Origin of the sequence: Halarcobacter mediterraneus, from assembly GCF_004116625.1 — a bacterium.
In the GTDB taxonomy this organism is placed as follows: domain Bacteria; phylum Campylobacterota; class Campylobacteria; order Campylobacterales; family Arcobacteraceae; genus Halarcobacter; species Halarcobacter mediterraneus.
The window spans coordinates 136,266-163,021 of sequence record NZ_NXIE01000005.1 but is presented as its reverse complement, the minus strand read 5'-3'; the positions used below and the strand labels follow the sequence as shown (position 1 = coordinate 163,021).

Annotated in this window: 27 protein-coding genes; all 27 read right to left on the bottom strand. The window is 27.8% G+C overall.

What is annotated here, in order from left to right; all coding sequences use genetic code 11:
* Window positions 1–7: 7 nt before the first annotated feature.
* Complete coding sequence (locus CP965_RS12000; protein ID WP_129062351.1) at window positions 8–1,357, bottom strand: flagellar hook-associated protein 3; 1,350 nt, start codon at window positions 1,355–1,357, stop codon at window positions 8–10.
* Window positions 1,354–2,658, bottom strand: a complete 1,305-nt coding sequence (gene fliI, locus CP965_RS11995) for a flagellar protein export ATPase FliI (protein WP_129062447.1) — start codon at window positions 2,656–2,658, stop codon at window positions 1,354–1,356. Before fliI ends, CP965_RS12000 begins: the two co-directional genes overlap by 4 nt.
* A gap of 1 nt (window position 2,659) precedes the next feature.
* Window positions 2,660–4,654 carry a hypothetical protein gene (locus tag CP965_RS11990; RefSeq protein WP_129062350.1) on the bottom strand — a complete coding sequence of 665 codons (1,995 nt, stop codon included), beginning with the start codon at window positions 4,652–4,654 and terminating at the stop codon, window positions 2,660–2,662.
* A gap of 3 nt (window positions 4,655–4,657) precedes the next feature.
* Window positions 4,658–5,710, bottom strand: coding sequence for a flagellar biosynthesis protein FlhB (flhB, locus tag CP965_RS11985; protein WP_129062349.1), 1,053 nt, complete (start codon window positions 5,708–5,710; stop codon window positions 4,658–4,660).
* Window positions 5,711–5,713: 3 nt separating this feature from the next.
* Window positions 5,714–6,466, bottom strand: a complete 753-nt coding sequence (locus CP965_RS11980) for a flagellar biosynthetic protein FliR (RefSeq protein ID WP_129062348.1) — start codon at window positions 6,464–6,466, stop codon at window positions 5,714–5,716.
* Window positions 6,466–8,904 carry a hypothetical protein gene (locus CP965_RS11975; protein WP_129062347.1) on the bottom strand — a complete coding sequence of 813 codons (2,439 nt, stop codon included), beginning with the start codon at window positions 8,902–8,904 and terminating at the stop codon, window positions 6,466–6,468. Before CP965_RS11975 ends, CP965_RS11980 begins: the two co-directional genes overlap by 1 nt.
* A 3-nt stretch (window positions 8,905–8,907) precedes the next feature.
* Window positions 8,908–9,366, bottom strand: a complete 459-nt coding sequence (flgC, locus tag CP965_RS11970) for a flagellar basal body rod protein FlgC (RefSeq protein WP_129062346.1) — start codon at window positions 9,364–9,366, stop codon at window positions 8,908–8,910.
* 14 nt (window positions 9,367–9,380) lie between these two features.
* Entirely contained in the window at window positions 9,381–9,680 is a 300-nt protein-coding gene (fliE, locus tag CP965_RS11965; RefSeq protein ID WP_129062345.1) for a flagellar hook-basal body complex protein FliE, read from the bottom strand.
* 9 nt (window positions 9,681–9,689) lie between these two features.
* Window positions 9,690–10,025, bottom strand: a complete 336-nt coding sequence (locus CP965_RS11960; protein WP_129062344.1) for a hypothetical protein — start codon at window positions 10,023–10,025, stop codon at window positions 9,690–9,692.
* Between the two features lie 52 nt (window positions 10,026–10,077).
* Window positions 10,078–10,893 (bottom strand): AAA family ATPase, encoded by an 816-nt coding sequence (locus CP965_RS11955; RefSeq protein ID WP_129062343.1) that lies wholly within the window; start codon window positions 10,891–10,893, stop codon window positions 10,078–10,080.
* Window positions 10,894–10,898: 5 nt separating this feature from the next.
* Window positions 10,899–12,050: a flagellar biosynthesis protein FlhF gene (gene flhF / locus CP965_RS11950; protein WP_129062342.1), complete on the bottom strand. Its 1,152-nt coding sequence runs from the start codon at window positions 12,048–12,050 to the stop codon at window positions 10,899–10,901.
* The gene (locus CP965_RS14255; protein ID WP_206732299.1) at window positions 12,047–12,442 is read right to left on the bottom strand and encodes a hypothetical protein; all 396 of its coding nucleotides are present in this window, start codon (window positions 12,440–12,442) and stop codon (window positions 12,047–12,049) included. Before CP965_RS14255 ends, flhF begins: the two co-directional genes overlap by 4 nt.
* A complete protein-coding gene (locus CP965_RS11940; protein WP_129062341.1) occupies window positions 12,429–12,806 on the bottom strand; it encodes a hypothetical protein in 378 nt (125 codons plus the stop codon). The genes CP965_RS14255 and CP965_RS11940 overlap by 14 nt, the downstream gene beginning before the upstream one ends.
* Window positions 12,807–12,815: 9 nt before the next feature.
* Window positions 12,816–13,118, bottom strand: a complete 303-nt coding sequence (locus CP965_RS11935) for a rod-binding protein (RefSeq protein WP_129062340.1) — start codon at window positions 13,116–13,118, stop codon at window positions 12,816–12,818.
* A gap of 3 nt (window positions 13,119–13,121) precedes the next feature.
* On the bottom strand, window positions 13,122–13,895 hold the full coding sequence (locus CP965_RS11930; RefSeq protein ID WP_129062339.1) for a flagellar motor protein MotB: 774 nt from the start codon (window positions 13,893–13,895) through the stop codon (window positions 13,122–13,124).
* A gap of 5 nt (window positions 13,896–13,900) precedes the next feature.
* Window positions 13,901–14,659, bottom strand: coding sequence for a motility protein A (locus CP965_RS11925; RefSeq protein ID WP_129062338.1), 759 nt, complete (start codon window positions 14,657–14,659; stop codon window positions 13,901–13,903).
* Window position 14,660: 1 nt separating this feature from the next.
* Window positions 14,661–15,569, bottom strand: a complete 909-nt coding sequence (locus CP965_RS11920; RefSeq protein WP_129062337.1) for a FliM/FliN family flagellar motor switch protein — start codon at window positions 15,567–15,569, stop codon at window positions 14,661–14,663.
* A gap of 20 nt (window positions 15,570–15,589) precedes the next feature.
* The gene (locus tag CP965_RS11915; protein ID WP_129062336.1) at window positions 15,590–15,904 is read right to left on the bottom strand and encodes a flagellin; all 315 of its coding nucleotides are present in this window, start codon (window positions 15,902–15,904) and stop codon (window positions 15,590–15,592) included.
* A 97-nt stretch (window positions 15,905–16,001) separates the two neighbouring features.
* Window positions 16,002–18,002 carry a tetratricopeptide repeat protein gene (locus CP965_RS11910; RefSeq protein ID WP_228712720.1) on the bottom strand — a complete coding sequence of 667 codons (2,001 nt, stop codon included), beginning with the start codon at window positions 18,000–18,002 and terminating at the stop codon, window positions 16,002–16,004.
* Between the two features lie 8 nt (window positions 18,003–18,010).
* A complete protein-coding gene (locus CP965_RS11905) occupies window positions 18,011–18,340 on the bottom strand; it encodes a hypothetical protein (protein ID WP_129062335.1) in 330 nt (109 codons plus the stop codon).
* A 56-nt stretch (window positions 18,341–18,396) separates the two neighbouring features.
* Entirely contained in the window at window positions 18,397–20,577 is a 2,181-nt protein-coding gene (locus CP965_RS11900; RefSeq protein ID WP_129062334.1) for a flagellar hook-basal body complex protein, read from the bottom strand.
* A 92-nt stretch (window positions 20,578–20,669) separates the two neighbouring features.
* Complete coding sequence (locus tag CP965_RS11895; protein WP_129062333.1) at window positions 20,670–22,124, bottom strand: flagellar hook-basal body complex protein; 1,455 nt, start codon at window positions 22,122–22,124, stop codon at window positions 20,670–20,672.
* An 18-nt stretch (window positions 22,125–22,142) separates the two neighbouring features.
* Window positions 22,143–22,916, bottom strand: coding sequence for a flagellar hook assembly protein FlgD (locus CP965_RS11890; protein ID WP_129062332.1), 774 nt, complete (start codon window positions 22,914–22,916; stop codon window positions 22,143–22,145).
* An 11-nt stretch (window positions 22,917–22,927) separates the two neighbouring features.
* Complete coding sequence (locus tag CP965_RS11885; RefSeq protein ID WP_129062331.1) at window positions 22,928–23,215, bottom strand: FliM/FliN family flagellar motor switch protein; 288 nt, start codon at window positions 23,213–23,215, stop codon at window positions 22,928–22,930.
* Between the two features lie 96 nt (window positions 23,216–23,311).
* Entirely contained in the window at window positions 23,312–23,986 is a 675-nt protein-coding gene (locus CP965_RS11880; protein ID WP_129062330.1) for a FliH/SctL family protein, read from the bottom strand.
* Window positions 23,986–24,990: a flagellar motor switch protein FliG gene (gene fliG / locus CP965_RS11875; protein ID WP_129062329.1), complete on the bottom strand. Its 1,005-nt coding sequence runs from the start codon at window positions 24,988–24,990 to the stop codon at window positions 23,986–23,988. Before fliG ends, CP965_RS11880 begins: the two co-directional genes overlap by 1 nt.
* Window positions 24,990–26,741, bottom strand: coding sequence for a flagellar basal-body MS-ring/collar protein FliF (gene fliF / locus CP965_RS11870; RefSeq protein ID WP_129062328.1), 1,752 nt, complete (start codon window positions 26,739–26,741; stop codon window positions 24,990–24,992). The genes fliG and fliF overlap by 1 nt, the downstream gene beginning before the upstream one ends.
* Window positions 26,742–26,756: the final 15 nt, after the last annotated feature.

The following is a 26,756-nucleotide window of genomic DNA, read 5'->3' as shown; positions in this document are numbered from 1 at the left end:
TTATTTATTATCTTACAAAATTAACTAAAGATAATTGATGAATTTTATTTATAGTTGCATACATTGCTGTATATGTAATTTCTAAAGCCTTTGCTTCTACTGCTAATTTTGTTAAATCAGCTCCATTAATCTCAGTATTCATTTTCTGAAATAGTGTATGCTTAGCACTTACTCTTTCTAAAGAAATTTCAAATACTTTATTTCTTCCACCAAGTTTTGCATGTCCACTGTTTGCTGCATCATTAGCAGTTTGGATTAATTTTAAAGATTCAGTTAATTCTTCAGTTGCAAGAGCATTTGGAATATCATTTCCATCAGCATCTTTTTGTTCTAAAGCATTTATAATCTTATCCATGATATCAAAAGTATTTCCTTTTGCTTCAAACTTTGTACCATCTACGTTAGGAAGTACAACTTCATAATCTTTTCCTAAAGTAGAACTAGCTTTTACACTAAGAGTGTCAGCTGTAGGTAAACCTTCCTCATCATATTTTACTAATTGTGCAGTACTTAATTCTGTAGGAACTGTTGCTGTTGCAGGAGTAATTGCAATACTAGACATATCTAAACTATATGGTCCTGTTCCTGTAATTGCTATAGAATCTCCATTTGAATTTTCTAAGCTAGGTATAGTATCATTTACTTTCCAACTTGTACCATTTTCATCAATAAGTACATCATTAGCTTGAAAATTAATTGTTGCAGGGGCAGTAGTTACAGGAGTAGAAGCTTCTAATTTCCATTCATAACTTGATTCATCTAGTATTCTTTCTTCTGCAGAGAACTCTAAAGTTTCACCTTTTAAAGCTGCTTCAACTGTATACATAAAGTTTTCAAAACCTGTAATACCTCTTTCCCTATAAGAGCCATCTTCTACAACTACTTTTCTTAAAAAGCTATCACCTTGATAAGTTACTTTTCCTGAATCATCTTTTACAAAAGGTTGTTTCATAGAATCTGAGCCAGCATAAAGATACTCACCTTCCATTTGTTCATTGGCAAGCATATAAAGGTTTTCTTTTACACCTTTTAAGTTTGTTGCTATTGCTTCCCTTGCATCTTGGTCTGTTGTTGCAGTAATACCTTTTTGTACTTCTTGTTTTACATACTCTAGTAATTCTTTAATTTCTTTCATTGTTGAATCAGAGGCTAAATTTTGAGCAGTAGTTTTTTCTATTTGATTTTCTATACCTTCATAAACCTTCATTTTATCATCAAGGTATATTTTTCTAGTGTATAAATTAGCATCATCACTACCATATTGTAATATTTCTCCACCTAATTGATAACTTATTCTTTGTTGTTCTTTATCTAAATTTGACAATCTAAATAAAGTTTCTGAAGTTGACTTAATCATTGGAATACCTCCTTAAACTTCGATACTATTTCATTAAAATTATACTGTTCTTTCATACTTTGTGTCAAGAACTCTCTTATTTTTTCTTTTTTTGATAAAGCATCATCTAATTCTTTATCCATTCCAGGCTTATATGCACCTACTCTAACTAATACTTCATTTTCTTTTATTAATGATAATATCCTTTTTAGCTTTAAAAAATAATTATAGTGTTCATCATCAACAACTTTATCCATAACTCTTGAAGCAGATTTTAAAAGATTAATAGGAGGATAAAATCCTTGTTCTGTTAATTCTCTAGTTAAAACTATATGTCCATCTAAAATAGATCTACTCTGATCTGCAATAGGGTCATTCATATCATCTCCATCTACAAGTACTGTAAAAAAAGCAGTAATTGAGCCCTTTGCATTATTCCCTGCCCGCTCCATTAATTGAGGTAAAAGGGCAAATACTGAAGGTGGATAACCACGACTTACAGGAGGTTCTCCAGTGCTTAAGCCTATTTCTCTTTGTGCCATTGCAAATCTTGTTACAGAATCCATCATCAAAAGAACATCATGTCCTTTATCCCTAAAAAATTCAGCAATTGCCATTGCAGTAAAAGCTCCATACTTACGCATTAATGCAGATTCATCTGAGGTTGCTGCAACTATAATCGTATTTTCTAAATTATCATTCAAATTATAATGAATAAATTCTGGAATTTCACGTCCTCTTTCTCCAATTAGTGCAACAACTTTTATTTGAGCCTCACAACCTTTAACTACCATTCCCATTAAAGTTGATTTACCTACACCAGAACCTGCAAAGATACCTACTTTTTGTCCTTTTCCAGAAGTAAGCATTGAATCAATTGATTTTACTCCAGTTGAAAATCTTTGATCAATAACTCCTCTTTCAAGAGGAGACATAGAAACTTTGTTAATTGGTGAGTTTTCCTCTAGGTCTTTGATTTTACCTTTTCCATCTATTGGTTCCCCTAAAGCATTTACAACTCTTCCTACAAGTCCATAACCTGTTGCAACAGATAAACCATCTTTTTGTAAAAAAACTTTATCATGTATTCTAAAACCTTCAATAAAGGAAAAAGGAACTATAATAAAATCATTTGATTCAATTGAGGCTACCATTCCTAAAACAGAATAAATATTTTGTTGGGACTCAATTCTTACTATATCCCCAACAGCAACTTCAATTCCTGAAGCTTTTATTGTCGTAGAAGAAATATGTTTAATTCTTCCAAAAGGAATAGAAAGTTCTGTAGAATCAATTTGACTTAAAAGTGAGTCTATATCCATATTACATCTCATCACACATTTTTTTATAAAGACTGTTTTCTGTATTCTCTATTGCTTTACATTTATTTACAAATTCGTCTTTTTTAATATTATTATTAAATTGTTCATATAAAACAGCAATTTCATAATAAACTTGCGCTAAAGCATTAGGTCTTATTTTTCTTGAGTATTCTAAAGAATCCAAAAGTAAAGATAAAGCTTTTTCATTTTGATTATTGGTTTGGGCAATTTTTGCTAATTCTAACTCCACAAAAGGAGAATAGATATGTGCATTATTTTCTTTCTGCTTTTCATATAATCTATTTAGTATTTCATTTGCTTGTTCTCTATAATCTTTTTTAATTAAGTATAAATAGTAATAATAATAAAAGTCTATTATCATCGGTTTATCTTCATTAAATTTTATAAATTCTTGATTCGTTTGTGCATAATTAAAGAATTTATCCATAGTAATAGAATCACCATTATGATTTAAAATCAAAAATCTATATAAAAATTCTTTTGCTAATATTTCTTTATCATCTACCATATCAATTTTAGCAGAAAAAGATTTTGCATCAGTATAGTTTTGTAAAGAGATTGCCATTCTTTCTAGATATAAATAAATATTTGCATTTCTACTTGTATTAAAAGTATCCTTTAATAAAACATATGCTTTTTCAAAAGGTACATCAATTAAACATTCAAAAAACTTGTCTTTTGTTTCTTTATCTTCAACTAATTTTTGAAAAGTTTCATTTCTTGCATCTTGTAAAGCTTCATTTAACAAAAAGCATTTTCCTGTATTAAGATATTGTTTAATCATGGAAATAGCAACTTCATCAAAAATTTTCTCAATTGATTCATAACCAAATCTTTGAGCAATAGAATCAGAAATCTTTTTATATATTCTTTTTGATTTTAAAATTAAATCATATTTTTTTTGTTTCTTATGATTTAGTAATTCTTGCACTAAAACCTTTTGTTGCATTGATTCAGAATCTGCATATTTTGCAGCAACTGCAGCGGGTTCAAGGACACCTTGTCTCATAAGAATTTCATCAATATACATTTTTGATTTTTCTGAATATATTCCTGAAGGATAATCATTTATTATATCCTTATATAATTCCCTTGCTTTAGTCAAATATTTATCAGTACCATCATACATTTTCATATAAATTTCTGCTAACTTGTATTTAAAATCCTCTAAAGCAGCTGGTTTATCTGTACGATTTAGAAGTTCATGCAAAATTTGAACAGCAAACTCTGGCATTTGAGCCTTTAAAAGTCTATTTACTTTTTCTAAAGCTAAAAAAGAATCACTTGCATAATAATCCATATTTTTTTTAAGAACTTGAGATATTAATTCATATGCTTTTTCTTTTTGCTCATTTAAAACATAGACATCAAACAATTCATCTGCAACTAAGGTTGCAACTAGTAAGTCCGTTGTTTTTGTTAAAACTTCATATAATATTTTTATTGATTGATCATAATTTTTTTTATATTTATATACTTTGGCTAAATATATTTTTCCATAAGCATTTACTACTTCATTATCAAAGTTATTAATAATTATATTTGCAAAATATTTTGCTTCATCTGATTTATTTATATTAAGTTTTAATTCTACAAGAATCATATAAGCTCTTGCTAAATCACTTTCATGAATTCTTGAATCATTTATAGCTTTTTCCAACTCTTTGGAAGCTTCTAAAATAAGTCTTTTTGATTTTTTCTTTATAGCAATCTCTGAATATAAAATAATAATATCTGAATATAAAATTGGTATCTTGTTTTGTTCTTTTAAAGCATTTATTTGCTCATAAGCTTCATCAAGTCTTCCCTCTTTTGAAAAATCTCTTGCATTTTTTATTGTTTCAAAACCATCATCAATAGCTTGAATTCTTTGTTGAGATATTTGTTCTCCACTTGAATCTACAAAACCATAATAAAAGTCTTTTTTTGCATAAGAAAAAGTTACTATTAAAAGAATTAAATAAACTACTCTCAAAAATTACCTTTTTTTCTTTTTTAATTCAAAAACATAAGAGAATATTTCAGCCATGGCTTTATAAAACTCTTCTGGAATTTCTTGATCAACCTCAAGTTGGGAATATAAAGATCTTGCTAATGCAGGATTCTCAATTATTGGAATATCATTTTCTCTTGCAATATCTTTAATCTTTAAGGCCATAAAATCAATACCTTTTGCTACTACTTTTGGTGCACTATCTACTTGATTATCATACTTCATTGCAACAGCATAATGAGTAGGGTTTGTAATTACAACATCTGCACTAGGAACATCATTCATCATTCTTTTTGAATGCATTTGCATTTGTATTTTACGAATACGCCCTTTTACTTGAGGATCCCCTTCCATATTTTTAAACTCATCTTTAATTTCTTGCTTACTCATTTTCAAAGACTTAAAATAATAATGTCTCGTAAAAAAGAAGTCTATTATAGCAAAAATTATAATAATAAGTAGTATTGCTGAAAGAAAATATCCTATTAACTCTAGTATTGTATTAAAGGTTGCATAAAACTCTTTATCCATCATCTCTAAAAAAAGTTTATGTGTTAGCATCAAAACTAAAAACATCACAATTACGATAATTGTTAATTTTAAAGTTAATTTTAGAGCCTCCAAAGCCTTCTTCATACCAAAAATATTTTTTAAACCTTTTATTGGATCAAGTTTTTGAAAGTCAAGCTTTAAAGGGTTTAAAAGAAATCCAAATTGTGAAAAATTTGTTACAAATACTAAAATCATTACTAAAGCAAATAAAGGTAATAAAGCTTTTACTGCTGTCATTACTGTTGTATAGGCAATAGAATAATATACTGTTTCATTCATCTCTTCACCAATGAAACCATAAGAGAAAAGCATTAATTTTCGTATTGAATCAAAAGTAAACCCAGAAAAAAACAATAAATAAATTGAACCAAAAAAAAGAACTGCTGCCCCTGTTACTTCCATTGATTTAGGAACATTACCTTCTTTCTTGGCATCTTCTATTTTCTTATCTGTGGGTTCTTCTGTTTTTTCTTCTTCGTCTGCCATAACCTACTCAAACTTATTAATCATATAATTTGTAAAACTATCTGTAAAAACTTCCATTCCTAAAATCAAGAATATAAATATTAAAGCAAATTTTAGCTGAAAAGTAATTACAAATGGAGAAAAGGCTGGCATAGACTTTGTACCATAACCATAATAAATATCTAAAATAAATCCTATAAAAAATAAAGGAAGAGCAAAAGAGAAAGCAAAAGCAAACATCCTTTGAATCTCATCAATTGCAATTTGTATCCCATCATAGGAAAAAATATCAAAAGTCCCTAAATGAACCATTGAAAAACTTTTTACCAACATAATTATTGTTATTTCGTACATTCCCGTTTGAAAAAACAACATTAATGCAACTAAATATAAAAATCTATTAACCAAACCTGAATTCGTTCCACTTGTAGCATCAAACATACTAGCCATTGATAAAGCAGTAGCATATTCAACTAATTCTCCAATAATTCTTACTGCAGCAAATATTACATGTAAGAAAAAAGAAGCTATAAGTCCTAGTGTAACCTCAGAAATTAATGATAATATAAATCTCTCTTGAGAAAAGTCACCTTCTAATTCAACTAAAGGATATAAAAAGATAGTTAGATAAAAAGCTATTGATACCCTAAGTGTAGGATTTACAGTAGAATGATTAAAAATAGGTGGCATAAAAGAAACAAATGCTACTATTCTAGCAAAAAGAAGAAGAAAACCAAAAAAAGTTTCTTCTGAAAGCAAAGATAAAAGTTGTTCCATTACATATAATTTAAATCTTCTGCAACATCTTTATTTTCAGAAACTGCTTCTAAAATGTCACTTGAAGAGTGCTGTTGTTTTTGCTCTTTATTTTGTTCTTCATGATTATTTGAAGAGCTATTTGAATTATTCTCATCTTGCATATTAAATTCAAAGTTTACTTCCGTTGGATTATTAAAGTTTCTATTAATGGCATCCCTTAATATACTTTGATTATCTACAAAAGAGTCTAAGGTACTTGAGTTTGACATATTCATAGAAATACTTATAGCATTATCTTTATCACTTTTCATCAAAATTGCAATTTGACCTAATTGAGCAGGGAATAAATTTATTCTAAAGGCAGTAATTGGTGGCTTATAGTTTTCATACATATTTCTTGCAATATCTGACATCATACTAGACATTTGTTGATGTGCACCAACTATTCTATTTTGTATTGTTAAGGCTGTAGTTTGTGCTACAGTGATATTCACAGTAGTTTCTTTTTGAGTAGCTGTATTTGTTATATTTTCTTTTATTTGATTAGCTGTATTCTCTTCTTGTTTTATATTTTTATTTAAAGTCATTTTTTCAACAAAATTATCTCTTTGATATTTAACCTCAACATCTTTTCTTAAATTATCAGTTAAAACTTCTTTTTCTTTTGTTATAGAAATATCACTAACAGAAATATCAAGTTTTTTTGCTCCTTGTTTAATATCCTCTACACTTTTACCATCTTTAACTATTTTTAATGCTTCATTTTTATTTGATAAAATTTGATTATTAATAGAATTTTTTTGACTTCCTAAATATATATTTGTTAAAACTTCATCTTTTTTATTAAGTTGATTTACATTTTCATTTATTTTTGGATTAGAAACAGTATTCTCTTCTTTTTTTATTATTAACTTATCTTCATTTAAAGGCTTTTCTAAAGGTTTATTTTCAAGTTTTGTTTCTTCATTTTTTGGTAAAGAAGTCTTATTTTTAATTTCTTCTTTATTTAAATTTATTTTTTCTTCATTATTATTCAAAGCTTCTTTATCTAAGTTTGTTAACTTTTTTCCAGCTGATAAATCTTCAGTAGGAGTATTACTTTTTTCATCTTTGATATTTAAATTATTATTTTGAGAAGTTTTATTTTTTACTTCTTCTTTATTTTCCACATCATTATTTAACTTAGAGTCTTTATTTATTATATTTTGTTTTTCTTCTTTTTCATTTGTAGGTTCTTGTTTAATTTCTGGTTTTAAAACTTCTTTCTCTTTTTCAGTAGTACTATTTTCTTTATTTTTAAGTTCCGTAGTTAATAGTGTAGTATTTGATTCTTGAGTTTTACTACTCTTACTTTCTTCTTTTGTATCTATTTCTGTCGTGTTTTTACTTTCTAAAGTTTCAACTTTTTTATTTTCAGAAGTATCTACTTTTTTCTCTTCATTGTTCAAAATATTAGCTTCAATAGGTTTTTTTTCTAATTGAAGTTCTTTGCTCTTTTCTAGTTTATTTTCTTTTGTAGCTTCATTTGTTTTGGCACCCATATCTGAATTTATCAATTTATTTTCAGGCTTTTGGGCAGAGTTAATGTTTATTTTTTGATTTTCTTCTTCTGTGATAACTTTTTCTTTAGGGAATAAAACCTCATCCATAGAACTTTGAACTTGTTTAACTAGATTATTTTCATCAGAGCTATTACTTTCTTCTGAAACTTTAGAAGAAGAAGTTGCTGGTAAATCAACATTTTTTTTATTTGAATCAGAAACTTCTTCTTTTTTTTCTGAACTAACTTTTTTACTATGTGATTCATTTACTTTAGATGAAGCATTATTAATCATTTCATCTAACATAGATGTTTGTTTTTGGTTTACTTTATTCTCTTTATTTTCTTTATTTGAAATTTCATTATTTAGAACTTTTATATTTTTTGTACTTTCATTTTCTTTATCTGTTTTTATTTTATGTTCATTTATTTCATTATTTTTAAGTTCATTATTCTCTTGTTTTTTATTTGAAGATATTTGTTTTTTACCCTCAATTATCATTCTATCCAATAAAGAAGTTGTTTTAGGTATATTTTCAGAAGTTTTATTGAGATTATCACTTTTATCTTTTTTTGAAGATTCATCTAAAGAAGAAGATTTTTCTTTTGTAGTTTGTTCAGTAATTTCCCTATTAGATTCTTCACCTTTATTTGTATTTTCTAAGTCTTTATTTGTTTTAGTAGATTCTGTATTAGTCTTTGTTATTTCTTTTTTTATATCATTATTAGTTTTTTCTTCACTATTTTTTGATGTTTCTACATTTGTAGTAGTTTTAGAAGAAGCACTTTCTTTACTAGAAGCTAAAAGTGAATCAAATAAAGACATTCCTTCTTTTTTTGATTCTTTAGAATTATTAGTACTAGCTTTATTATCTTGTGTATCTCCAAGATTTAAAAGGCTTACTTCTTTTGTCATTTATTATGCTTTCATTATATCAATTGTTTTAACATCAATATTTTTATGAGTTGAAAATGCTGTAACATTCGCCTCATAAGAACGTCTTGCTTCCAACAAATTAACCATTTCTATTACAGGATTAATATTTGGATAAGCTACATAACCTTCTTCATTTGCATCAGGATGTGAAGGCTCAAATCGCATCACAGGATCTGAATCATCTTCTATAATTGATTTTACTCCTACACCTCTTAAATTAACTTGATTAGAATCCTTATTATTATCAAAAGAAGTTTCATTTGTTTTTTTATTTTGATTTAACATAATCTCTTGAAAAGCAACACTTTGTCTCTTATAAGGACCTCCATCCTCAGTATGAGTTGTTTTAGCATTTGCTATATTAGAACTTGTAATATTTACTCTTGTTCTTTGAGCACTCATACCAGAAACTGCAATATCATATCCATCAAAAAAACCCATTGTAAACTCCTATTTTAAACTTGCATTTTCATTATTTCTTTATAAGCATTGATTGCTTTATTTTTTACCTCTAAGCCTAACTTTAAAGATAAATCAGCCTCTTCAATTTTTTGAACAGCTTCTTGAAGATTTTTAACTTTTCCCGTTGCTATACCTTCCATAGCATCATAACCTTGCACTTGAGCATCATTTACTTCAGTTATTGCATTTTTTAGCATATCTTGAAAATTTAAATCATTTTCTTTTTGGTTTACTTGATTATTTTGTTTTGTTCCAATTGAACCAATTGAATCTGTTATAGAAGAAATATTCATTTAAAACCCTTATTTTTCATTTGAATTTTGTTTATCAACTTGACTTTGTGCATCTTGTACACCTAATTCTGCCAACATAGCTTGAATTTTATCTTCATGGTATTTTATATCAATTTCTTCCTTTTTTTTATCTAAATTAAAAAGAAGAATTAACATAGAAAGCATCATATTTGTTACACCTTTTAAAATAATAGTTACTCCTACTATTCCAAATAGCATTTCTAAAGGAGTAAAAAGGTCAGCATTAAGTACAAAAAATATAACAGTAGCAAAGAAACCTGTAGCTATATACAGTTTGAATATACCACTATTGATTAAATTTTGTGAAAATTTTTCTATTATCATAGATGTCCAATGCTAGTTAAACAATTATCAAATACCACTACTTACAAACCTACTACTTAATTTCTTTTAATAATATATCAATTACTTTTTGCAATTGTAAAGTTATATGATCATTTATAAACTCATGTGCAAAAAGTTTTCTTAATCTTGATGTTGTTGATATATTTGTCGAAGTTGAAACATTCCCTATATATTTTATCATAAAATTTGGATTTAACCTATTCTTTTGGGCTAAATTTATTAAAGATTTAGAAATTGTTTCTCCAATTTGATACTTTTTTGTGTGATTAAAACATAATAAAAGTTTTTCTTTATCTCTTGATAACATTTTCATTAATGCATAAACATCTGTTAAGGCAGAAGGGTCAGTAGTAGTTAGTGCTAATATATTATCAGAAATAGATAAAAACTCTTGAACATATTCATTTAAACCTGCTCCAGTATCAATTAAAACATAATCAAAATTATTTAATTCTTTTATATCATCTACAATTCTTGTTAAAAACATTGATGTTTTTAAGCTTGAGTATTGATATCCACTTTTCCCTGCAATCAATGAAATATTATTAAAAGGTGTTTTTGTTATTACTTCATCAATTGTATTTCTGCCTTCTATATAATCAAAAAGAGAAAGTCTTGGTCTAATATCAAAAAGAACTTGCATATTTGCAAGACCTATATCTGCATCAATTACTGCAACTTTAAAACCTCTTGATGCTAAAAGATAAGCTATATTTGCAGTAAAAGTTGATTTTCCAACCCCGCCTTTTCCTGATGTTATTGTTAAAATTTTTGATTTTGAAATTACGCTATTTTTTTTAGTTAAATTAACTAATTTACTTGCTTGAGAGGAGATAGAATTAAACAATTAAGTTATCTCCTTGCACAAGAATTATTCATAAAACAATCAATTAAATAACTAGAATCAGAAACAATTAAATCATCAGGAACATTTTGTCCAATAGAAAAATATGTAATAGATTTTTTTGTTTTATGAGAAAAAGAGATTAAGTTTCCGAAACTTCTTGTTTCATCTAGTTTAGTAAAAGTTAAATAATCAATATTTAATCTTGAATAATTAGTATATATATCTACTAAATCGCTTTGTTTTACATTTGCTGGTAATACTAAAACTTTTTCAATAGGTAACTCATGTACTTTCTGCTGATATTCATTAATCATTTCAATCTTATCAACATCATATTGACTTGAACCTGCTGTGTCAATAAAAATATAGTTACAATCTTTTAATCTAATTAAAGCTTCAACTAGCCCCTCTGGTTTTTTAACCACTTCCAAAGGAAGTCTCATAATATTCGTATATGCTTGTAGTTGCTCTATTGCCCCAACTCTAAAAGAGTCTAATGTAACAATTCCTACTTTATAGTTTTGTCCTAACTTATAAGCATAACGTGCAGCTAATTTAGCAATTGTTGTAGTTTTTCCCACTCCTGTTGGTCCAACCATCATTATAATTTTTCTTTGATGTTTTCTTAAAGGAACTTCTTGCTTAATTGGAATAATTCTTCTTAATACTAATTTAAAAAAATCATTAACCTTTTTAGGATTTGCTTTTAATGCAAAAGGTAATTGTTTTATTGTTTTCTTCATTATTGTATAAGTCATTTCTTGATCAAATTCATTTTGTTCAAATAAATTATACATATCAACAAATTCAGGAGGAATAGTTAAATCATATAACTGACTTTTAGGATCCCAAAGACTTTTTTGAACTTGTAAAATTGCATCTTGCATTTTAAGAATTTCTTCTTTAAAATCATATACTTTCGCTTCAAATCGAGGTTCTTTATTTGAGTTATTTATTGAAGATGTTATTTTCTTTGTATGGGGAATTTCTTTCTCATCATCTTCTAATGCAACAATAACTTCATACATATCTTTACTTCTATCTTTTGCGCTAGATATTTTTTTTGTAGAAATTACAATTGCTTCCTCTCCACACTCTTCTTGTGCATTTTTAAGAGCAGCAGTAGGAGTCTCACCTAAAAAAGAGAGCATATTCATCTTAATCTTCCATCTTTGTAAATTTTTTCAATCTCTCCATCTTTTCTTTTTATTCTGATATACTCATCATTTTCATAAATAACTTCACCTTCTTTTTCTATCTGAATGATACCAAAATCGAAAAGTACTGACTTTTTTTTATAGTTTTTAACATCGTCTTCACAAATAACAAAACCTTTTCTCATATAATGCGAAGCTTGATATTTATTATTTTTAAAATCTTCATAAGAAAGAGGTTTACAATATTTTTTTATTTCATTAACTTTTGTTTGTGAAATCATATTTATATTAATTACTTCATTGTAATTTATATCTTTATTTGTTATAACAACATCATAACTATAAAGTTTTGAAATAAAAAGAATTAAAAAAAGACTTTTATGCCTTAACATCGACCATTTTCCCACCATTGATTTGAGTAAGTTCTTCTACTATTTCTTTATACATTTGTTGAATAGGTTGAACAATGATTGCCAATTTCTTGTTTAATTCATATAATGACTTTAATTCCACTTCTAAATTATCTACCATTTCTCTATAGATATTTACATCAATGCCTTCATTCATTTTATTAATAATTTCTTGATTTAATTCTTGCTTATAAGAAACTATTTTTTCCATCATTTCTTGTTTTTCTTCATTTCTTGTAAGTAAAGCCTCATGTCTAGCATGTTTTATATCTTCAATGTCTTGATTTATATAATCTTTCATTTTTTTTACTAGAGTTAACATTTCATCAACAATTTTTTCAATCATAATAAATCCTTAATTTTTTCGTTCACTCAAAAAATTATATAACATATCACTTATTCCAACCATACCATTTGTTTGTCTAGATACAGCATCAGTATACATACTTTTAATAATTTCTGAACCACTACTTTCTCCAGCAAGTTTGCTATCTTTTAAAGAAATATCTAAAAGCTGTTTCATAAAAAAAGCTTCAAAATCATCACTTACTTTTCTTAAAGCTTCATCTTCAAGTTTTGAAGCATCAACATTTTTATAGTTATCTACTGGGCTCTTTTCAATCATTTTTATATCAGAAAAATTTGTATTTATATCCATGTTTTACTCCAATCTATCAAAAAAACTTTCTTCGGATAAAATATCATTTGCAGTGTCATCTGCAAAAAATCTCATTTCAACTCTTCTATTATCAGATGCTAGCTCACTTCTTGGTTGATAAGAAGAATAAGCAGCTACTTTTAAAGAACTTGGGTCAATTCTATTTTTTATTAGCTCTTTAACAACAGAAATAGACCTTAATGCTGACATATCCCAATTATCTCTAGGAATAGATGCACTTTTTAATCCTGTAGAAGCAGTATGCCCAATAATCTCGATATTAAAAGACTGAGGCATAGTTCTAATTACTCTTGCAACTTTTGCTATAAATCGTTTTGAATTTGGGTTTTTAATTTCATATTGTCCTTCTTCAAACATTATTGTAGAAGGAATATCTAAAATAAACTCATTTTGTCCTTTTTCCAATTGAATTTGTTCTGTTTCTATGGTACTTATGTCATTCATTTCATTTACTAACTCTGCAACTTGTTGCATTGTTTCTTCCATAGATTCATCATTTGAATCTGTATCATCATCAGAAGAATTACTTGTTTCAGTAGAATATTTTTCTGATTGCGTCTGAATATCAGTTGAAGCATCAATAAATCCCATTGCTTTTTTCATAATATCAAAGTACTCTTCAACTTTCTTTTTATCCATAACTGCCATAGATAATAATAAAATAAAAAAAGTTAATAGTAATGACATTAAATCACCAAATTGTACAAGCCAACCTGGTAAACATTTAGGACATTCTGGACACTTTTTTTCAGCCATTTATATTACTCTTCTTCCCCATCAACTAAAATTGAATTTAATTGCATCTTAATATTACCTATTGATTCTTCTGCAGCAATCATTGAAGTACCTAATATAATTACTTCACATGACTCTACTTCTTTTGAATGTTTCTGAGAAAGCTTACTTTCAATTAGACCCGCAAATAAAGTACCAATTAAAGCTCCATACATAGTTGTTAATAAAGCAACTGCCATTGCTGGTCCAACTGAAGCAGGGTCTGATAAATTTGCTAACATTGCAACAAGTCCAACTAATGTACCAATCATCCCCATAGAACCTGCCGTACCACCAATATTTGCAAACATTTTAAGCATAATATTATGTCTTTTTTCCATATAATCAAGTTTAGTTTGTAATAAAGGAGTTAATGTTTCTGCTTTTGTTCCATCTACAAGTAATTGAAATGCTTCTTTAAAAAAAGGATTAGTTTCTTCTAAAACTTTTTGTTCAATATGCATTACACCATGCTTCTTAATTTCAGTTGCATAAAAAGTAATTTTTTCAATAAGTTCAGGTAAAGGTTCAAATGGTACTTCATTTAAAGCAACTTTCATTGCAGGTCCCATTCTTTTTAAGTCTGCACCCTCAAATTGTCCTGCTGTAACAGCTAAAGTCCCTCCAATTACTATAATTACGGAAGGAATATCAATATAAGGGCCAAAACCTACACCACCTAAAACAATGGCTAAGGAAACCATTCCCCAACCTGCTGCTAATCCACCTGCTGTACTCTTATCCATATTATGATAACCCTATTTGACTTATTCTTGATGCACTATCACCAATATTTTTTATTTTTAAACCAAATTTTCCTTCCACAATAACAGCTTCTCCTTCTCCAATTTTAACACCATTTACTAAAATATCTAAAGGTTCATTTACCATTTGTTCTAATTCAATAATCTCTCCAATATCCCATCTAAGAATATCTTTTAGTAAAAAATTTTTAGTTCCTAATCTTACACTAAGTTTAAGTCTTATATTAAAAAGTAGTTGAAGATTTTCTGCTGAATCTTCTGATAATAAAGAACTTATACTAGATACACTAGAACCTAAATTTGAACTTACTGCTGAAGGATTACTTGAACTACTTGTTGAAGCCTGTGAAGATGATGAAGAATCAACATCTTCATATCCCGTAATTGCTGATAAATAAGGTAATATTATTTCATCTAATCCTAAATAAATAGGTAATTTTTCACCATCCAATGATAAATCAAAATAAAATAGATTTTCACTAGAATCAATATCTTTAATAGCCTTTATTGATGAGCCTGCAAGCTCAGATTTTATTGAAGAAACATCATTAAAGCCTTGTGCATTTACAGTAGTACAAAAACTTCCACAAACATTTGAAATAATTTCATTTACAGCATCTGCTATTTCATCATCTATATGTTCTTTTAAATCTCCCATTCCTCCCAGCATAAAAAATTCAAATTTTGTTGCTGTTAAAGAAGGAATGAAAAAATTCCAAGTAGAAGAGATACTTGAAAATTCAAACTTTACTGAAATCTCAATACATTGAGAATCTTCAATTTCATCAAGGTCTACTTTTGATACTGTATCAATTGCTGTGCTTTTTGAAAGCAATTGTTCCAAAGTATTTGATAATTCATCTTTTAAAAAATTTGATAAGTCTGATGCCAAAAAAAATCCCTTTATTTTTATTAATTATTTTGCTGGTCTTGTAAAGATTCTAACATATGAGCTTTTATTTTCATCATATCTTCTGTTGGGTATTTATACTCTGCATCACCTCTTGTAACCTTAACAAAAAAATCTCTTGAGTTTTTGTTATAACCAAATTTTACATTATCTAAGATAACTTCGTTTTTTTCGATTTCTTGAGTATTTCCTTGAACTTTTTTATACTCATCATCTTGTACTGTCTTATGTTTCTCATCAACTTCTTGGACAGTTCTAATTTTTTCTACATGATTACTTTTTGCATTATCCATTTCAGCTATTCTACCTAGTTCCATAAGAGCCTCCTTGAAAAGTATAGAATTATAATTATTATATCAAAAAAATATTAAATTTTATGAAGAATGTTAAAAAATAGAAAAAATTATATTTAGACTAGAGAGTTTCTAATAACTCGTCAAGGTCTATTATTTTAAAATCTATTAAAGAATTACTATAGGGTTTAGTAAAATACTGACTAGAACTATTTAATTTTAGTTCTTGAATTAATTGAATACCACTTAAAAAATCAGCATCTTTATCTTTTAATATTGCCTTAATTAATGCAATCTGTAGTAGAGCCTCATTATATTTACCATCCTCTAATTGAGCAGATACAATCAAATACATAGTAAATTTGTCTTCTAGCTTATACTCTTTTTGTAAAGTTTGCAATATTTTTAAGCTCTCTTTTGGATTATTATTATATAACTCATTAAAAGCTTTTATTCTTAAATAAGAAGGACTATTATCATCTTTTAAAGTTAAATCAGCCTTATGAAAAAGACCTATTGCCTTTAATAAATCAATATAATATTTTGTTACTACAATGGGTCCTTTTAAAAAATTCCCATTAATTTTCAAAGGTATTGTATCTTGAAGTCTTGCAAAATAATTATAATCATTTTCCCCTTCTCTTTTTAATGTTGCTTTCATTAAATATATTAAAGGATCTTTATAATGTTCAGTAAACAAAGGATGGTCTAAGGATAAGTTATTTTCTTCTAATTTATCTAAATAATCTAAAGCCTTAAAAAATATTGTATTTTTATAATTTAATGGATCAAAAACTACTGATGCTTTTTTACTCAAAAACAAAGAATATATTCTCTGTCCAAAATATTTATACATTCCATTTTTAGATTGAATATTTTGTAAAATATACTCTTTATCATTTATTCTTTTATTAGTTATTTCTGCTGTAATTAAAGTCATTACAGAATAAAGTTTATTTCCTGGATTTAGTTTATATGCTTTTGAAAAGTACTTATAAGCATTATGAAAATCACTGATTTGAGCATAACACAGAGCTAAATTATAATAAATATAAGAGTTTGAATCTTCTTTTATAAAAGATTTCATTTTATTTACTCTTATTATTGGGTCTTCTTTGATTATATCAATAAATTTTGCATTGTATTTAACCATTTCTTCCAAACTTTCTACACTTTGTTTGTCTTTAAATACAAAACCTTTTGAAATATCATATAAAACTTCTTGCTTATCAGAAAAAACAAAAGGAGCAAAATAAAAGAGAAAATCAATCTTTCTTTCTTCACTAAAATTTGTAATAAAACTCAAATATTCCTTTGTTGTATATTTATTTTTATTAAAAAATATTTTTAAAGGGTGTTCTTGATTTATTTTAAAACTTGATTTAACTTTTTCAACTTCTTTTAGTCTTTCTAATAATTTTGCTATTTCATTTGCTTTTAAGTCTCTATAAATCATTAGCCACAAAATCAAATCAATTTTAGTTTGATTAAGAGTATTTTTCTTTGCACTTTCTAAATACCTTTCTGCACTTTTAAAGTCATTTAGTTTTAAATATAACATTGCTTTTTTTAGATACATTGGAAATTGCATTGTGTCTAAAACTTTTAGTGCTTTCTCATAATCTTTTAAGAGAATTAGACTATCTGCAACTAATCTTTTTGAGTGCTCAGTTAAATTAGAAAACTTTTTTGTTATATCAATAATTGTTTCTAGATATTTTCTATCTTTCTTTATTAAATATAAATAATAACTGGCAGAAATGTATGAATATGTATTTGAGAAAGAGGCTTCTTTATAATCATAGATATTATTCAAGTACAATAAAGCATTATCAATTTGATTAAGTTTATAATAGGCTATTCCTATATTTAAAAACGATGGTATTTTAAGTAGTTTTGAAGTCTTTTTAAAACTTTCTATAGCTTCTTCATACTCTTCTTTTTCTAAGAGTAATATTGCTTTATTAAATTCTACTTGAAGCTCAAATTTTTCTTGATTTTCTTTTAATTTATTATACTTAAATAGTATCTCAGGTTCAGAATTAAGATTCTTTTCCTCTTGTGAAAAAGATATAATTGGTAAAAAAACAGTAAATATACTTATAAATAATATCTTTTTCAAAAAAGTTCCTAAACCATTGTATTTACTTGAGCATATAACTCTTCCGTTCTTTTTTCTAAATGCTCAACTTGATGTTTTAATTCTGCATTCTCTAATCGTAACTTTTGTAAATCATCTCTTGCTACTTGTAAAGAGTCTTGTGAGTTTTTTAAAGTTCCAGCACTAACTTTTACTTGTTTTTCATATCTCTCAATTACTTCTTCTAGTTTTTTATTTTCTTCTTCCATCATATTTTTTTCTTCATTAAGTTTTCTATATAAAGACTTATAAACATTTGTACTTGAAAAAAAGTATAAAAGTAATATTCCTAAGATGGCAAGTAGTAAAAAGTTATCCAATTTTATCCTCTTAAAGTTGTTGTTTTTTGTATAAAAGAGTCTAAACTCTTTTATACTTATCGTTTTAAGTTAATTAAAGTATTTAATAACTCATCAGAAGTTGTAATAGATTTTGCATTAGCTTCAAATGCCCTTTGAAATACCATCAAGTTAACTAAACTTTCACTTAAGTCTGCTGTAGATAATTCTAAAGTCTTATTTTCAATCTTACCAGTGTTTTCATTGTTTTTACTGTATATAGGATCACCAGATTCATTGGTTTTTGCATAATTATTATCTCCAACTGGTTCTAGTCCTCTATTATTATTGAATAAAGATAGAGATATTTGTCCTATTGCAAATGAAGCTCCATCTTGTTTCATAGTGATTAGTCCAGTACTATCAACAGAAAACTCTCCAAAGGCAGAATCAGAAATTCCTAAAGCATCAAGTTTTAGTTGAAGTGAATCTTGTGTTGAAGTTTGGTTTATAGTTGTTACCATCTGAATAAATTCAGCACCAGCTCCCTGTCTTCCACTATAATCATTGTTTTTATCTCTTGGAGTATAATTAGCAATTGTTAAAAGAGGTCCTCCACTATCAGTTGCTGCATTATCAGATATCTTTAAAGAACCACTAAATTCAACATCATAGTTTTCATCTTTGGTTTCTATTACCAAGTTTCCATTTATATTTTTAGCTACCACATAATCTGATAACTGAAAAGAACTATTTGCTACACTTGTTCCATCATCTTGAAAATATTCTGTTTGAGGGTTATTTATAGCATCAACTATATCATCAACTGTTGTGGCATCATTAACAAATATTGATAAAGGAGTAGCAGGACTTGTTGTATTATCTCCAGGTACTGGTATAATTTTATCTAATTCTTTATCATAAATTGTCATACCATAAAGAAAATCTTGAGCTGTTAAAGCCCCTGAAGTAGTATTAGGATTATCTAAACCTAAATCAGCAAGAGTATAAACATCTTGTTGTTTTCCTGAAATAGCTCTAGCTAAAGCATCTCTAGCACTATTTAAGGCTCCAACTCCTTCTCCAGCATTTGCTGCTGATGAAGTTTGAAAACCTCCTGCAACTTTATTATTATTTCCTATTTCTTCCCCTACTTCTGATATATCAAAACTTACTCCAGGGATTAAAGATTCAATTTGAATAATACCTTTTATCATATCACTATCTTTTGTAGATAGCTTAAAAATATCATCATCTTCTAAAACATCATCATTTGTTCCACCTGTTTCACTTACCATATAAGCTCTTAAACCAGGAACCTCTTCTGATATCTTATCTGCTAAGGCTTTATAAGTTGCTATTCTACTTGCAACTAAATTATCAGCATCTGCATATGTTGTTGATCCTGAAGCATCATCGGCTGCTGTATTTCCATCTCCATCTATATCATAAGTTGCTGTTACTGATACAAATTCTTGTGAAATCTTTTCTCCATCAATATAAACATAAATACTATCTCCATCTTTTGAAATGGCTCCACTATCTGTTCCACCTAAAGAATCAAAAGATTTAAAGTTTATTTGTGATACCTGTGAAGTTGAGCTTGCACTTCCTACATATGGATCATCTTGTAGTTTTTGTAGCCATGAAGCATAGTTTGCCACTAAGTTTTCAATATCTGTAACTTTTGCAGCTTTTGTTTTTGCTCCAGCTCCAGTAAATACTGTACTAGAATCTGCTCTTGCTGTTTTATTATAGTCTGTTGCTTTTGCTGTTATTGTCTCTACTTGACTTGCATATTTTATTACTTTTGAAGACAATAATTTTGTATAATCATCTGTTATTCTTTTATTATTTGGGTCCGTTGAAATTACATCTTTATCAGTATCTATTACTCTCATAGCCCATCCTTGGACTTCATTTCCAGCAGCATCTTGTAGGGTTCCATTATCACCCATTCTAAAGTTTCCTGCTCTAGTGTAATAGTTTTCTCCACTTCCACTTGAAGTAGTATTTTTTACTGTAAAGAATCCATCTCCACTTATGGCAACATCATAGTTTACCCCTGTGGTTTTTAGATTACCTTGAACATATAGTTTCTCTGCATCTAATATTTTAGACCCTTTACCAATTCTATCTTGATACATTTGGTCTGCAAAAGATATTCTTGAAGATTTATATCCTACTGTATTTACATTTGCTATATTATGAGATTCATTGTCTAACGCTGTTTGATGTGACGATAACCCTGATATCCCTGTCCATAATGCTCCGATCATGATTTATCCTTTAGATAAATTTTTAAACACTTTTACATGTTCAAATATTAATATTTGAAAAAATACTAATATTTAAACACTAAGTTAAAGACTTATGTCTTTAACTGAATAGCTGTTTTTAAAAATTCATCAGATGTTGTAATAGATTTAGAACTTCCTTCAAATGCCCTTTGGAAAACCATCAAGTCAACTAAACTTTCTCCAAAATCACTATTACTAAGTTCCAAATTATTTCCGATTAATTTGTTTATTTTACTTGCATTTACAGGCTCACCTGTTTCATTAGAAGAAGTATATAATCTGTCTCCTTTTGGATCTAATCCATTTTCATTTGCAAAGTAAGCAGTTTCTAATTTACCTAATAAAAATTTACTATCTCCATCTTTAGCATAGATGTTTCCATCTTCAATAGATAATTCTCCAAAAACATCTTCAACTACATTTAAATTATCTAATCTAAGTTGCATAGATGAAATTCCTGTTAAAGCTGCATCTGAATTTGATATAGTATGAGTCATTTCTAAAAATTTAGCATTTGCTGTTTCAAGTGAATTTTTTAAAGCTTGTCTTGCACTATCTAACATACCTATCCCTGAACCTAAGCTTGGAGCAATGGTTTCATTTATTGCAGGGGCATTATTATTCACTGCTGCTTGTGTTATACTAAAAGTTTCTCCTGGGATTAAAGAATCAATAGTTACTAAACCTGTATCATCAACACTTGCACTTAAACCTGAAACTGCTGAAATTTTATCAGCAAAAAGATTCATTGTAGTCTCAGTATCTATCTCAAAATTTTGTCTTATTTTTTCACCATTAATTGTTACTTCAATATAATCTTCTTCATTTTGAAGTTCACTTAAAAAACTTGAATATTCAATTTGATTTTGTTGTGAAGTTGAAGCTACACTAGTAGCTTCTGGATTTGTCGAATATAATTCAAGTATTTCACTATAATTTGCAATAGAAGCTCGCACATCTGAGATAACTGCACTTCTATCTTTATATCCATTTCCTGAAGTTCCAGTTTCTGTAGCACTTTGTAAATAATCTGTTGACTTTGCATTTATTGTTTCAGAAAAATTATTTGTTGTGATTGCTTTTGCAACAAGGTCTACACTATAACTATTATCAAATTCTGTTGTATCATCAGAACTAACCAAATTTGTAACTGTTGAAGAAGAACCATAAACTAAAAGATCATCTACTGTTCTTAAAGTTCCATCTGATGAAAGTTTAAAGTTTCCTGCTCTTGTATAATAAGTTTCATTTGTATTTGGGTCATTTACAATAAAAAAGCCTTTTCCTTCAATGGCAACATCAAGAGGTAACCCTGTATTTTTTAAGCCACCTTGAGAAAAGTCTTTTTCTACACCTTGTACCGCTACACCTTTTCCATATCTAGATTCGTACATCATATCTTCAAAAGTGATTCTATCCGACTTGTGACCAATTGTATTTGTATTTGCAATATTATTTGATTGAGTACTTAAAGCTTTTTCGAAAGCACTTAATCCACTAATACCATTCCATAAACCACTAATCATAACTTTCCTTTTTATAAATTAGTAAATTTTTACTATTTCTTCATATTTTAAATTTGTAACATTTGGAGAATAAATTTCATCAGTACCTGCATATCCATATTTACTTTCTGTTACTTCTAATCCATTTACATCTTTTGTATATGTAGGGTTTTTAATTTTTCCAGCGGCATCTGTAATTATTATTTTACCTTCATTATCTACAGCAAACATACCACTTGCATCAAGTTTTATATAATATTCACTTAAAGTTCCATCAGAGTTTTTTATTTGCCCTGTTTGGGGGTCATAATCAATTTCTTTTCCAGTTTCTATATCAACTGCATTATCTTTAAAACCCATTAATTCATAACTTTCTAAGTTTGTAACTCCATCAGCAATACTAACCGTACCAATATGAAAAGAAGCTCTTACTTTTTCAGTAATAGTATTTCCATTTTCATCTTCTAGAGGATTTCCTTCATCATCTTTAATAGGTACATCAACAACTGCATCTACTTTTTTACCCATAAAACCCATTGCATTTGTTAAACTCATATTTGCAATTGATGTTTTTAATGATTCCATTGCATTAGTCATTTGTAAGTTTGTTTCCATTGTTGACATTTGCATTTGAGTTTGTAACATCTGATTTGAATCCATAGGAGAAGTAGGATCTTGAAGCTTTAATTCTTGTAACATTAGTTTTAAAAAGTCTTCATTTGAAAGTTTATCATTACTGACACTTGCTGTATAAGCTGTACCATTTTCTGTTAAAGCGGTAGAAGTACTAACACCATCTGTTGTAGTAGCCATTGTTAAATCTCCTAAAATAATTTTTCATCAAAGAAATATCTTACGACATTATCTGAATCCATTGCCTCTTGAACTCTTACAGCAAGTTTTTCATCAATTACTATAATATCGCCTGTTCCAACAATTCTTTTATTAACATAAATATCACCACCAGAACCAGCTTGTTTATCTAAAGATAAGATATCACCTTCTGATAATTCTAAAAACTCTTTTACAGTAATATTTGCATTACCAAGCATTACATCAACTGTAATTTCTGTATCTACGAGTAAGTCATAATCTCTTTCACTAATTTCCATCATTACACTTTTTATGATTAAATTACTAAATTATATCACAAAAAGTCACTAAAGAAGATTATATATGTAAAATATTAGAATAAAATTGAGTGTATTTTATATTACATTATCTAAAGATTCAAGCATAGTATTAACTTTTGCTTCAATATTTCCATCAAAATTTCCAAGATCACTTGCAATAACTACGCCACCTGCTGTAACATTTACATCTTCTACTAATTCAATAAATGTATCTAAGTTAAGTTGGTCTTTTAAAACCTGATAATCTTTAGGATTGAGATGAATTTTTATTTTAGAAGCATTTTTTACTTTTTCAAGTAAATGGGAGATTGTTTGTTTTGCGATTGCTGAAGAGTTTTCCCCTATTTCTATTGCAATTATTTTTTGAGCTATAGAAATTGAAGTTTTTAAAATTTTTGTTTCCATTTGAAAAGTTGCTTGTTCGAAGAAATTTGCATAATTCTTTAAGTCTTTTATTGCTTGAACAACTTGTGCATCAATTTCTTTTGTACTCATTCCATTATTTTCTATATTAGTAATTTTTTGATTTACCTCTTGCATTTGAGTACTTAAGGTTTTTATTTCACCTAAAATATTATCTAATTCTAAACTAGGATTCGGATGATTTGCAGATTGAGGTATTGGAGCAGGAGCATAAACTTGTTCTGTTTCCCCTTCATTATTTTTTATAAAAGTTCCTAATTGATAATTTTCAATTTCATCATTTTTTGAAATTACTTTTGCTGTCGAATATACATTATTTCTATTCATTAGTCGTCATCCATATCTCTATCAATTGCACCTTCTTCAATCATTTTTTGTGCAACATCAAGCATTTTTCTTTGGGCAGCCTCAATATCTTTAATTTTAACTTTTGTAAGCATTTCAAACTCTTCTCTAAATCTATCACTAGCTCTTTGTGACATAGCACTTGTAATTTTAGTCATATCATCTTCTGTTGCATTTTTCATAGCAACTGCAACATCAGCAGTATCAACATTTTGTAAAATTTTCATTACATATTCAGAATCTAAGTTTAGTAAATCTTCGAATACAAACATATTTTCTTTAATTTTTGTTGCAAGTGAAGTATCTACCCCATTAATATTTTTAAGTATATCTTGTGATTTAGGACCTAATCTATTTAACATATCTGCAACAACTTTTACACCACCAACATCAACAATAGATGATAAAAGTGATTCTAGTTTCTTTTCTAATACTACAGAAATTGTTCTTACAACATCTGGAGAAACATCTTTAATTGTTGCCATTTGCATAGTTACTTTAACTTTTACATCTTCATCTAATTGCATTAAAACTTCTGCAGCTTTAGGAGGTTCTAGATGGGATAAAATTACAGCTATTGTTTGAGGAGATTCATCTTTAATAAAGTCTGCTAACTGTTTAGGATTTATAGCATCTAAATAAGCAAAAGATTGAGCTGCAAGTTTCATTCTTGATAGTTTGGCTAAAACTTCGTCTGCTTCACCTTTTCCTAAAGACTTGTATAAAATATCTTTAGCATAATCATATCCACCAGAACTAATAAAGTTTTTTGATCTTGTAAATAAATGAAATTCATCTAAGATAGCTAAAGAAATATCTTTATCAATTGAATTTATCATAGTGATTTGTGTTGATATATCTTCAACTATATTTTTAGGTAAATGTTGAAAAATCTTTACAGTTGCCTCTTCTCCAATAAGGACACAAAAATGTGCAACCTTATCAAGCATTGACATACCTTTTAAAATATCTTGTTCTTCTGCCATTACTTCTTCTTATCTGATTTAAATTTTCCACTTCCTTCGCTTAATAATAATTCTATCATTCTAGCTATTTCTTGTGGATTATTGTTTATTTCTTTATCTAAAGACTCTATCAGTACCTCATATCTAGCAGCACTTTCTTCATCAAGTCCTTCGATATTATTCATTATTTGACTTTTTACTTTTGCTTTTAATCTACCTTTTGCAGTATTTGAGTCAAATTCATCTTCATAATCTCCCATAAATTTATTCATAAATTCATCATCTATAGGATTACCATCTTCATCTACTTTTTTCTTACCTTTATTTTCATCTCCTAAAATTACAACATCATTATTTACAATAAACTTTTTATAAAAAACAAATAATAAAATTGCTGCAATTAGATACTGGAAATATTCACTAAACTCTTTAAGTACTGCTTTTACAACAGATAAGGTACTCATTGAACTACCCATTGAATCTTCACTAACAATAGGATTACCATTTTCATCTAGCTTAACATTTGGATCTTTCATTGTAACAAATTTAAATGCTTTTACTGCAATTTTATCTCCCCTTTTTGCACTAAAACCAATAGTTTCTTGAACAATTGACTCAATTGAAGCTACAAATTCTTCTCTATTTTCATTGTTTTCAAATACTGAAGAATCAAAAGTTACAGCGGCACTTACTTTTTTTACAGAAGAATAATTATTGTTTTTCTCATCTATTACTCTTTTTGATATTTCATAGTTTGTTATACTTTTTGTGCTTTCACTATTTGATTGTGTACCACCATCTCCTTCTACATTATCAGGAACTTGAATATTATTCTCTACACCAGCTGTTCCTCCTGGTAATTTATTACCACCTATAGAACTTGCTGTATTTTCAGTAGTTTGTTGACTTCTTATTGTTCCTTCTGGCTCGTATATCTCTTCTTGAACATGTATTTTTTTAAAATCAAGTTCCATTGTAACTCTAGCAACAACTCTTCCTACACCAACAACTGGTTCCAAAAGTTCTACTATCTTTTTTTCATACTCTTTTTCTATTTTTTGTTTATATTTATTTTGAGTCAATGATTTTTCATTTTCAATATCATCATTTGACATTTGTAATAAAGAACCATCTTGATCTATAAGTTTTATATTTTCAATTTTCAAATCAGGGACAGCAGATGCTACAAAGTTTTTAATCCCATCAATTTGTTTTTGGGTTAAAAAAACACCTGGCTTCAATGATAAAACAGCAGATGCAGTTGGTTCAGTCTTTCTTTCAGTAAATATTGTATTCTTAGGAATTGCAATTTTAACACTAGCACTTAAAACGCCAGATAAGGATTCTAGTGACCTTGACAATTCTCCTTCTGTTGCTCTTAAAAATTTTACATTGTTTTCAAAATTAGTAGTTCCTAATGAAGACTTCTCAAAAATTTCCCAACCCACATGTTTACTTGAAGAAGCTTCACTAGTAACAAGTTTTATTTTGGCTATATTGATAAACTCTTTTGAAGTTTTTAAAGTTAAAGAATTCCCACTTCCAATGACTGCAAAAGGTACTCCAGAAGCTTCAAGTTCATTACTTGCCATCATCACTTGATTTTTAGTCAAATTACTTGCTATTGTATAATTTAGTTTTTTATCTTGAGCTTTCACATTTGAATAGATTAATAATCCAACTAGCAGCACAAATAAAATAGAAAAACCTCCAATGATAACAGCTCTTTGTGCAGCATTTAAATTGTTTATAAACTTTAAAAGTTGGTCCATATACCTAAAATCCTA

What these genes read in the sequence shown, in the direction of transcription:
- CP965_RS12000 (WP_129062351.1), bottom strand. Translation starts at nt 1,357, where the DNA reads ATGATTAAGTCAACTTCAGAAACTTTATTTAGATTGTCAAATTTAGAT.
- fliI (WP_129062447.1), bottom strand. Translation starts at nt 2,658, where the DNA reads ATGGATATAGACTCACTTTTAAGTCAAATTGATTCTACAGAACTTTCT.
- flhB (WP_129062349.1), bottom strand. Translation starts at nt 5,710, where the DNA reads ATGGCAGACGAAGAAGAAAAAACAGAAGAACCCACAGATAAGAAAATA.
- CP965_RS11980 (WP_129062348.1), bottom strand. Translation starts at nt 6,466, where the DNA reads ATGGAACAACTTTTATCTTTGCTTTCAGAAGAAACTTTTTTTGGTTTT.
- CP965_RS11975 (WP_129062347.1), bottom strand. Translation starts at nt 8,904, where the DNA reads ATGACAAAAGAAGTAAGCCTTTTAAATCTTGGAGATACACAAGATAAT.
- flgC (WP_129062346.1), bottom strand. Translation starts at nt 9,366, where the DNA reads ATGGGTTTTTTTGATGGATATGATATTGCAGTTTCTGGTATGAGTGCT.
- fliE (WP_129062345.1), bottom strand. Translation starts at nt 9,680, where the DNA reads ATGAATATTTCTTCTATAACAGATTCAATTGGTTCAATTGGAACAAAA.
- CP965_RS11960 (WP_129062344.1), bottom strand. Translation starts at nt 10,025, where the DNA reads ATGATAATAGAAAAATTTTCACAAAATTTAATCAATAGTGGTATATTC.
- flhF (WP_129062342.1), bottom strand. Translation starts at nt 12,050, where the DNA reads ATGAATATGCTCTCTTTTTTAGGTGAGACTCCTACTGCTGCTCTTAAA.
- CP965_RS14255 (WP_206732299.1), bottom strand. Translation starts at nt 12,442, where the DNA reads ATGTTAAGGCATAAAAGTCTTTTTTTAATTCTTTTTATTTCAAAACTT.
- CP965_RS11940 (WP_129062341.1), bottom strand. Translation starts at nt 12,806, where the DNA reads ATGATTGAAAAAATTGTTGATGAAATGTTAACTCTAGTAAAAAAAATG.
- CP965_RS11935 (WP_129062340.1), bottom strand. Translation starts at nt 13,118, where the DNA reads ATGGATATAAATACAAATTTTTCTGATATAAAAATGATTGAAAAGAGC.
- CP965_RS11930 (WP_129062339.1), bottom strand. Translation starts at nt 13,895, where the DNA reads ATGGCTGAAAAAAAGTGTCCAGAATGTCCTAAATGTTTACCAGGTTGG.
- CP965_RS11925 (WP_129062338.1), bottom strand. Translation starts at nt 14,659, where the DNA reads ATGGATAAGAGTACAGCAGGTGGATTAGCAGCAGGTTGGGGAATGGTT.
- CP965_RS11915 (WP_129062336.1), bottom strand. Translation starts at nt 15,904, where the DNA reads ATGGAACTAGGTAGAATAGCTGAAATGGATAATGCAAAAAGTAATCAT.
- CP965_RS11900 (WP_129062334.1), bottom strand. Translation starts at nt 20,577, where the DNA reads ATGATCGGAGCATTATGGACAGGGATATCAGGGTTATCGTCACATCAA.
- CP965_RS11895 (WP_129062333.1), bottom strand. Translation starts at nt 22,124, where the DNA reads ATGATTAGTGGTTTATGGAATGGTATTAGTGGATTAAGTGCTTTCGAA.
- CP965_RS11890 (WP_129062332.1), bottom strand. Translation starts at nt 22,916, where the DNA reads ATGGCTACTACAACAGATGGTGTTAGTACTTCTACCGCTTTAACAGAA.
- CP965_RS11885 (WP_129062331.1), bottom strand. Translation starts at nt 23,215, where the DNA reads ATGGAAATTAGTGAAAGAGATTATGACTTACTCGTAGATACAGAAATT.
- CP965_RS11880 (WP_129062330.1), bottom strand. Translation starts at nt 23,986, where the DNA reads ATGAATAGAAATAATGTATATTCGACAGCAAAAGTAATTTCAAAAAAT.
- fliG (WP_129062329.1), bottom strand. Translation starts at nt 24,990, where the DNA reads ATGGCAGAAGAACAAGATATTTTAAAAGGTATGTCAATGCTTGATAAG.
- fliF (WP_129062328.1), bottom strand. Translation starts at nt 26,741, where the DNA reads ATGGACCAACTTTTAAAGTTTATAAACAATTTAAATGCTGCACAAAGA.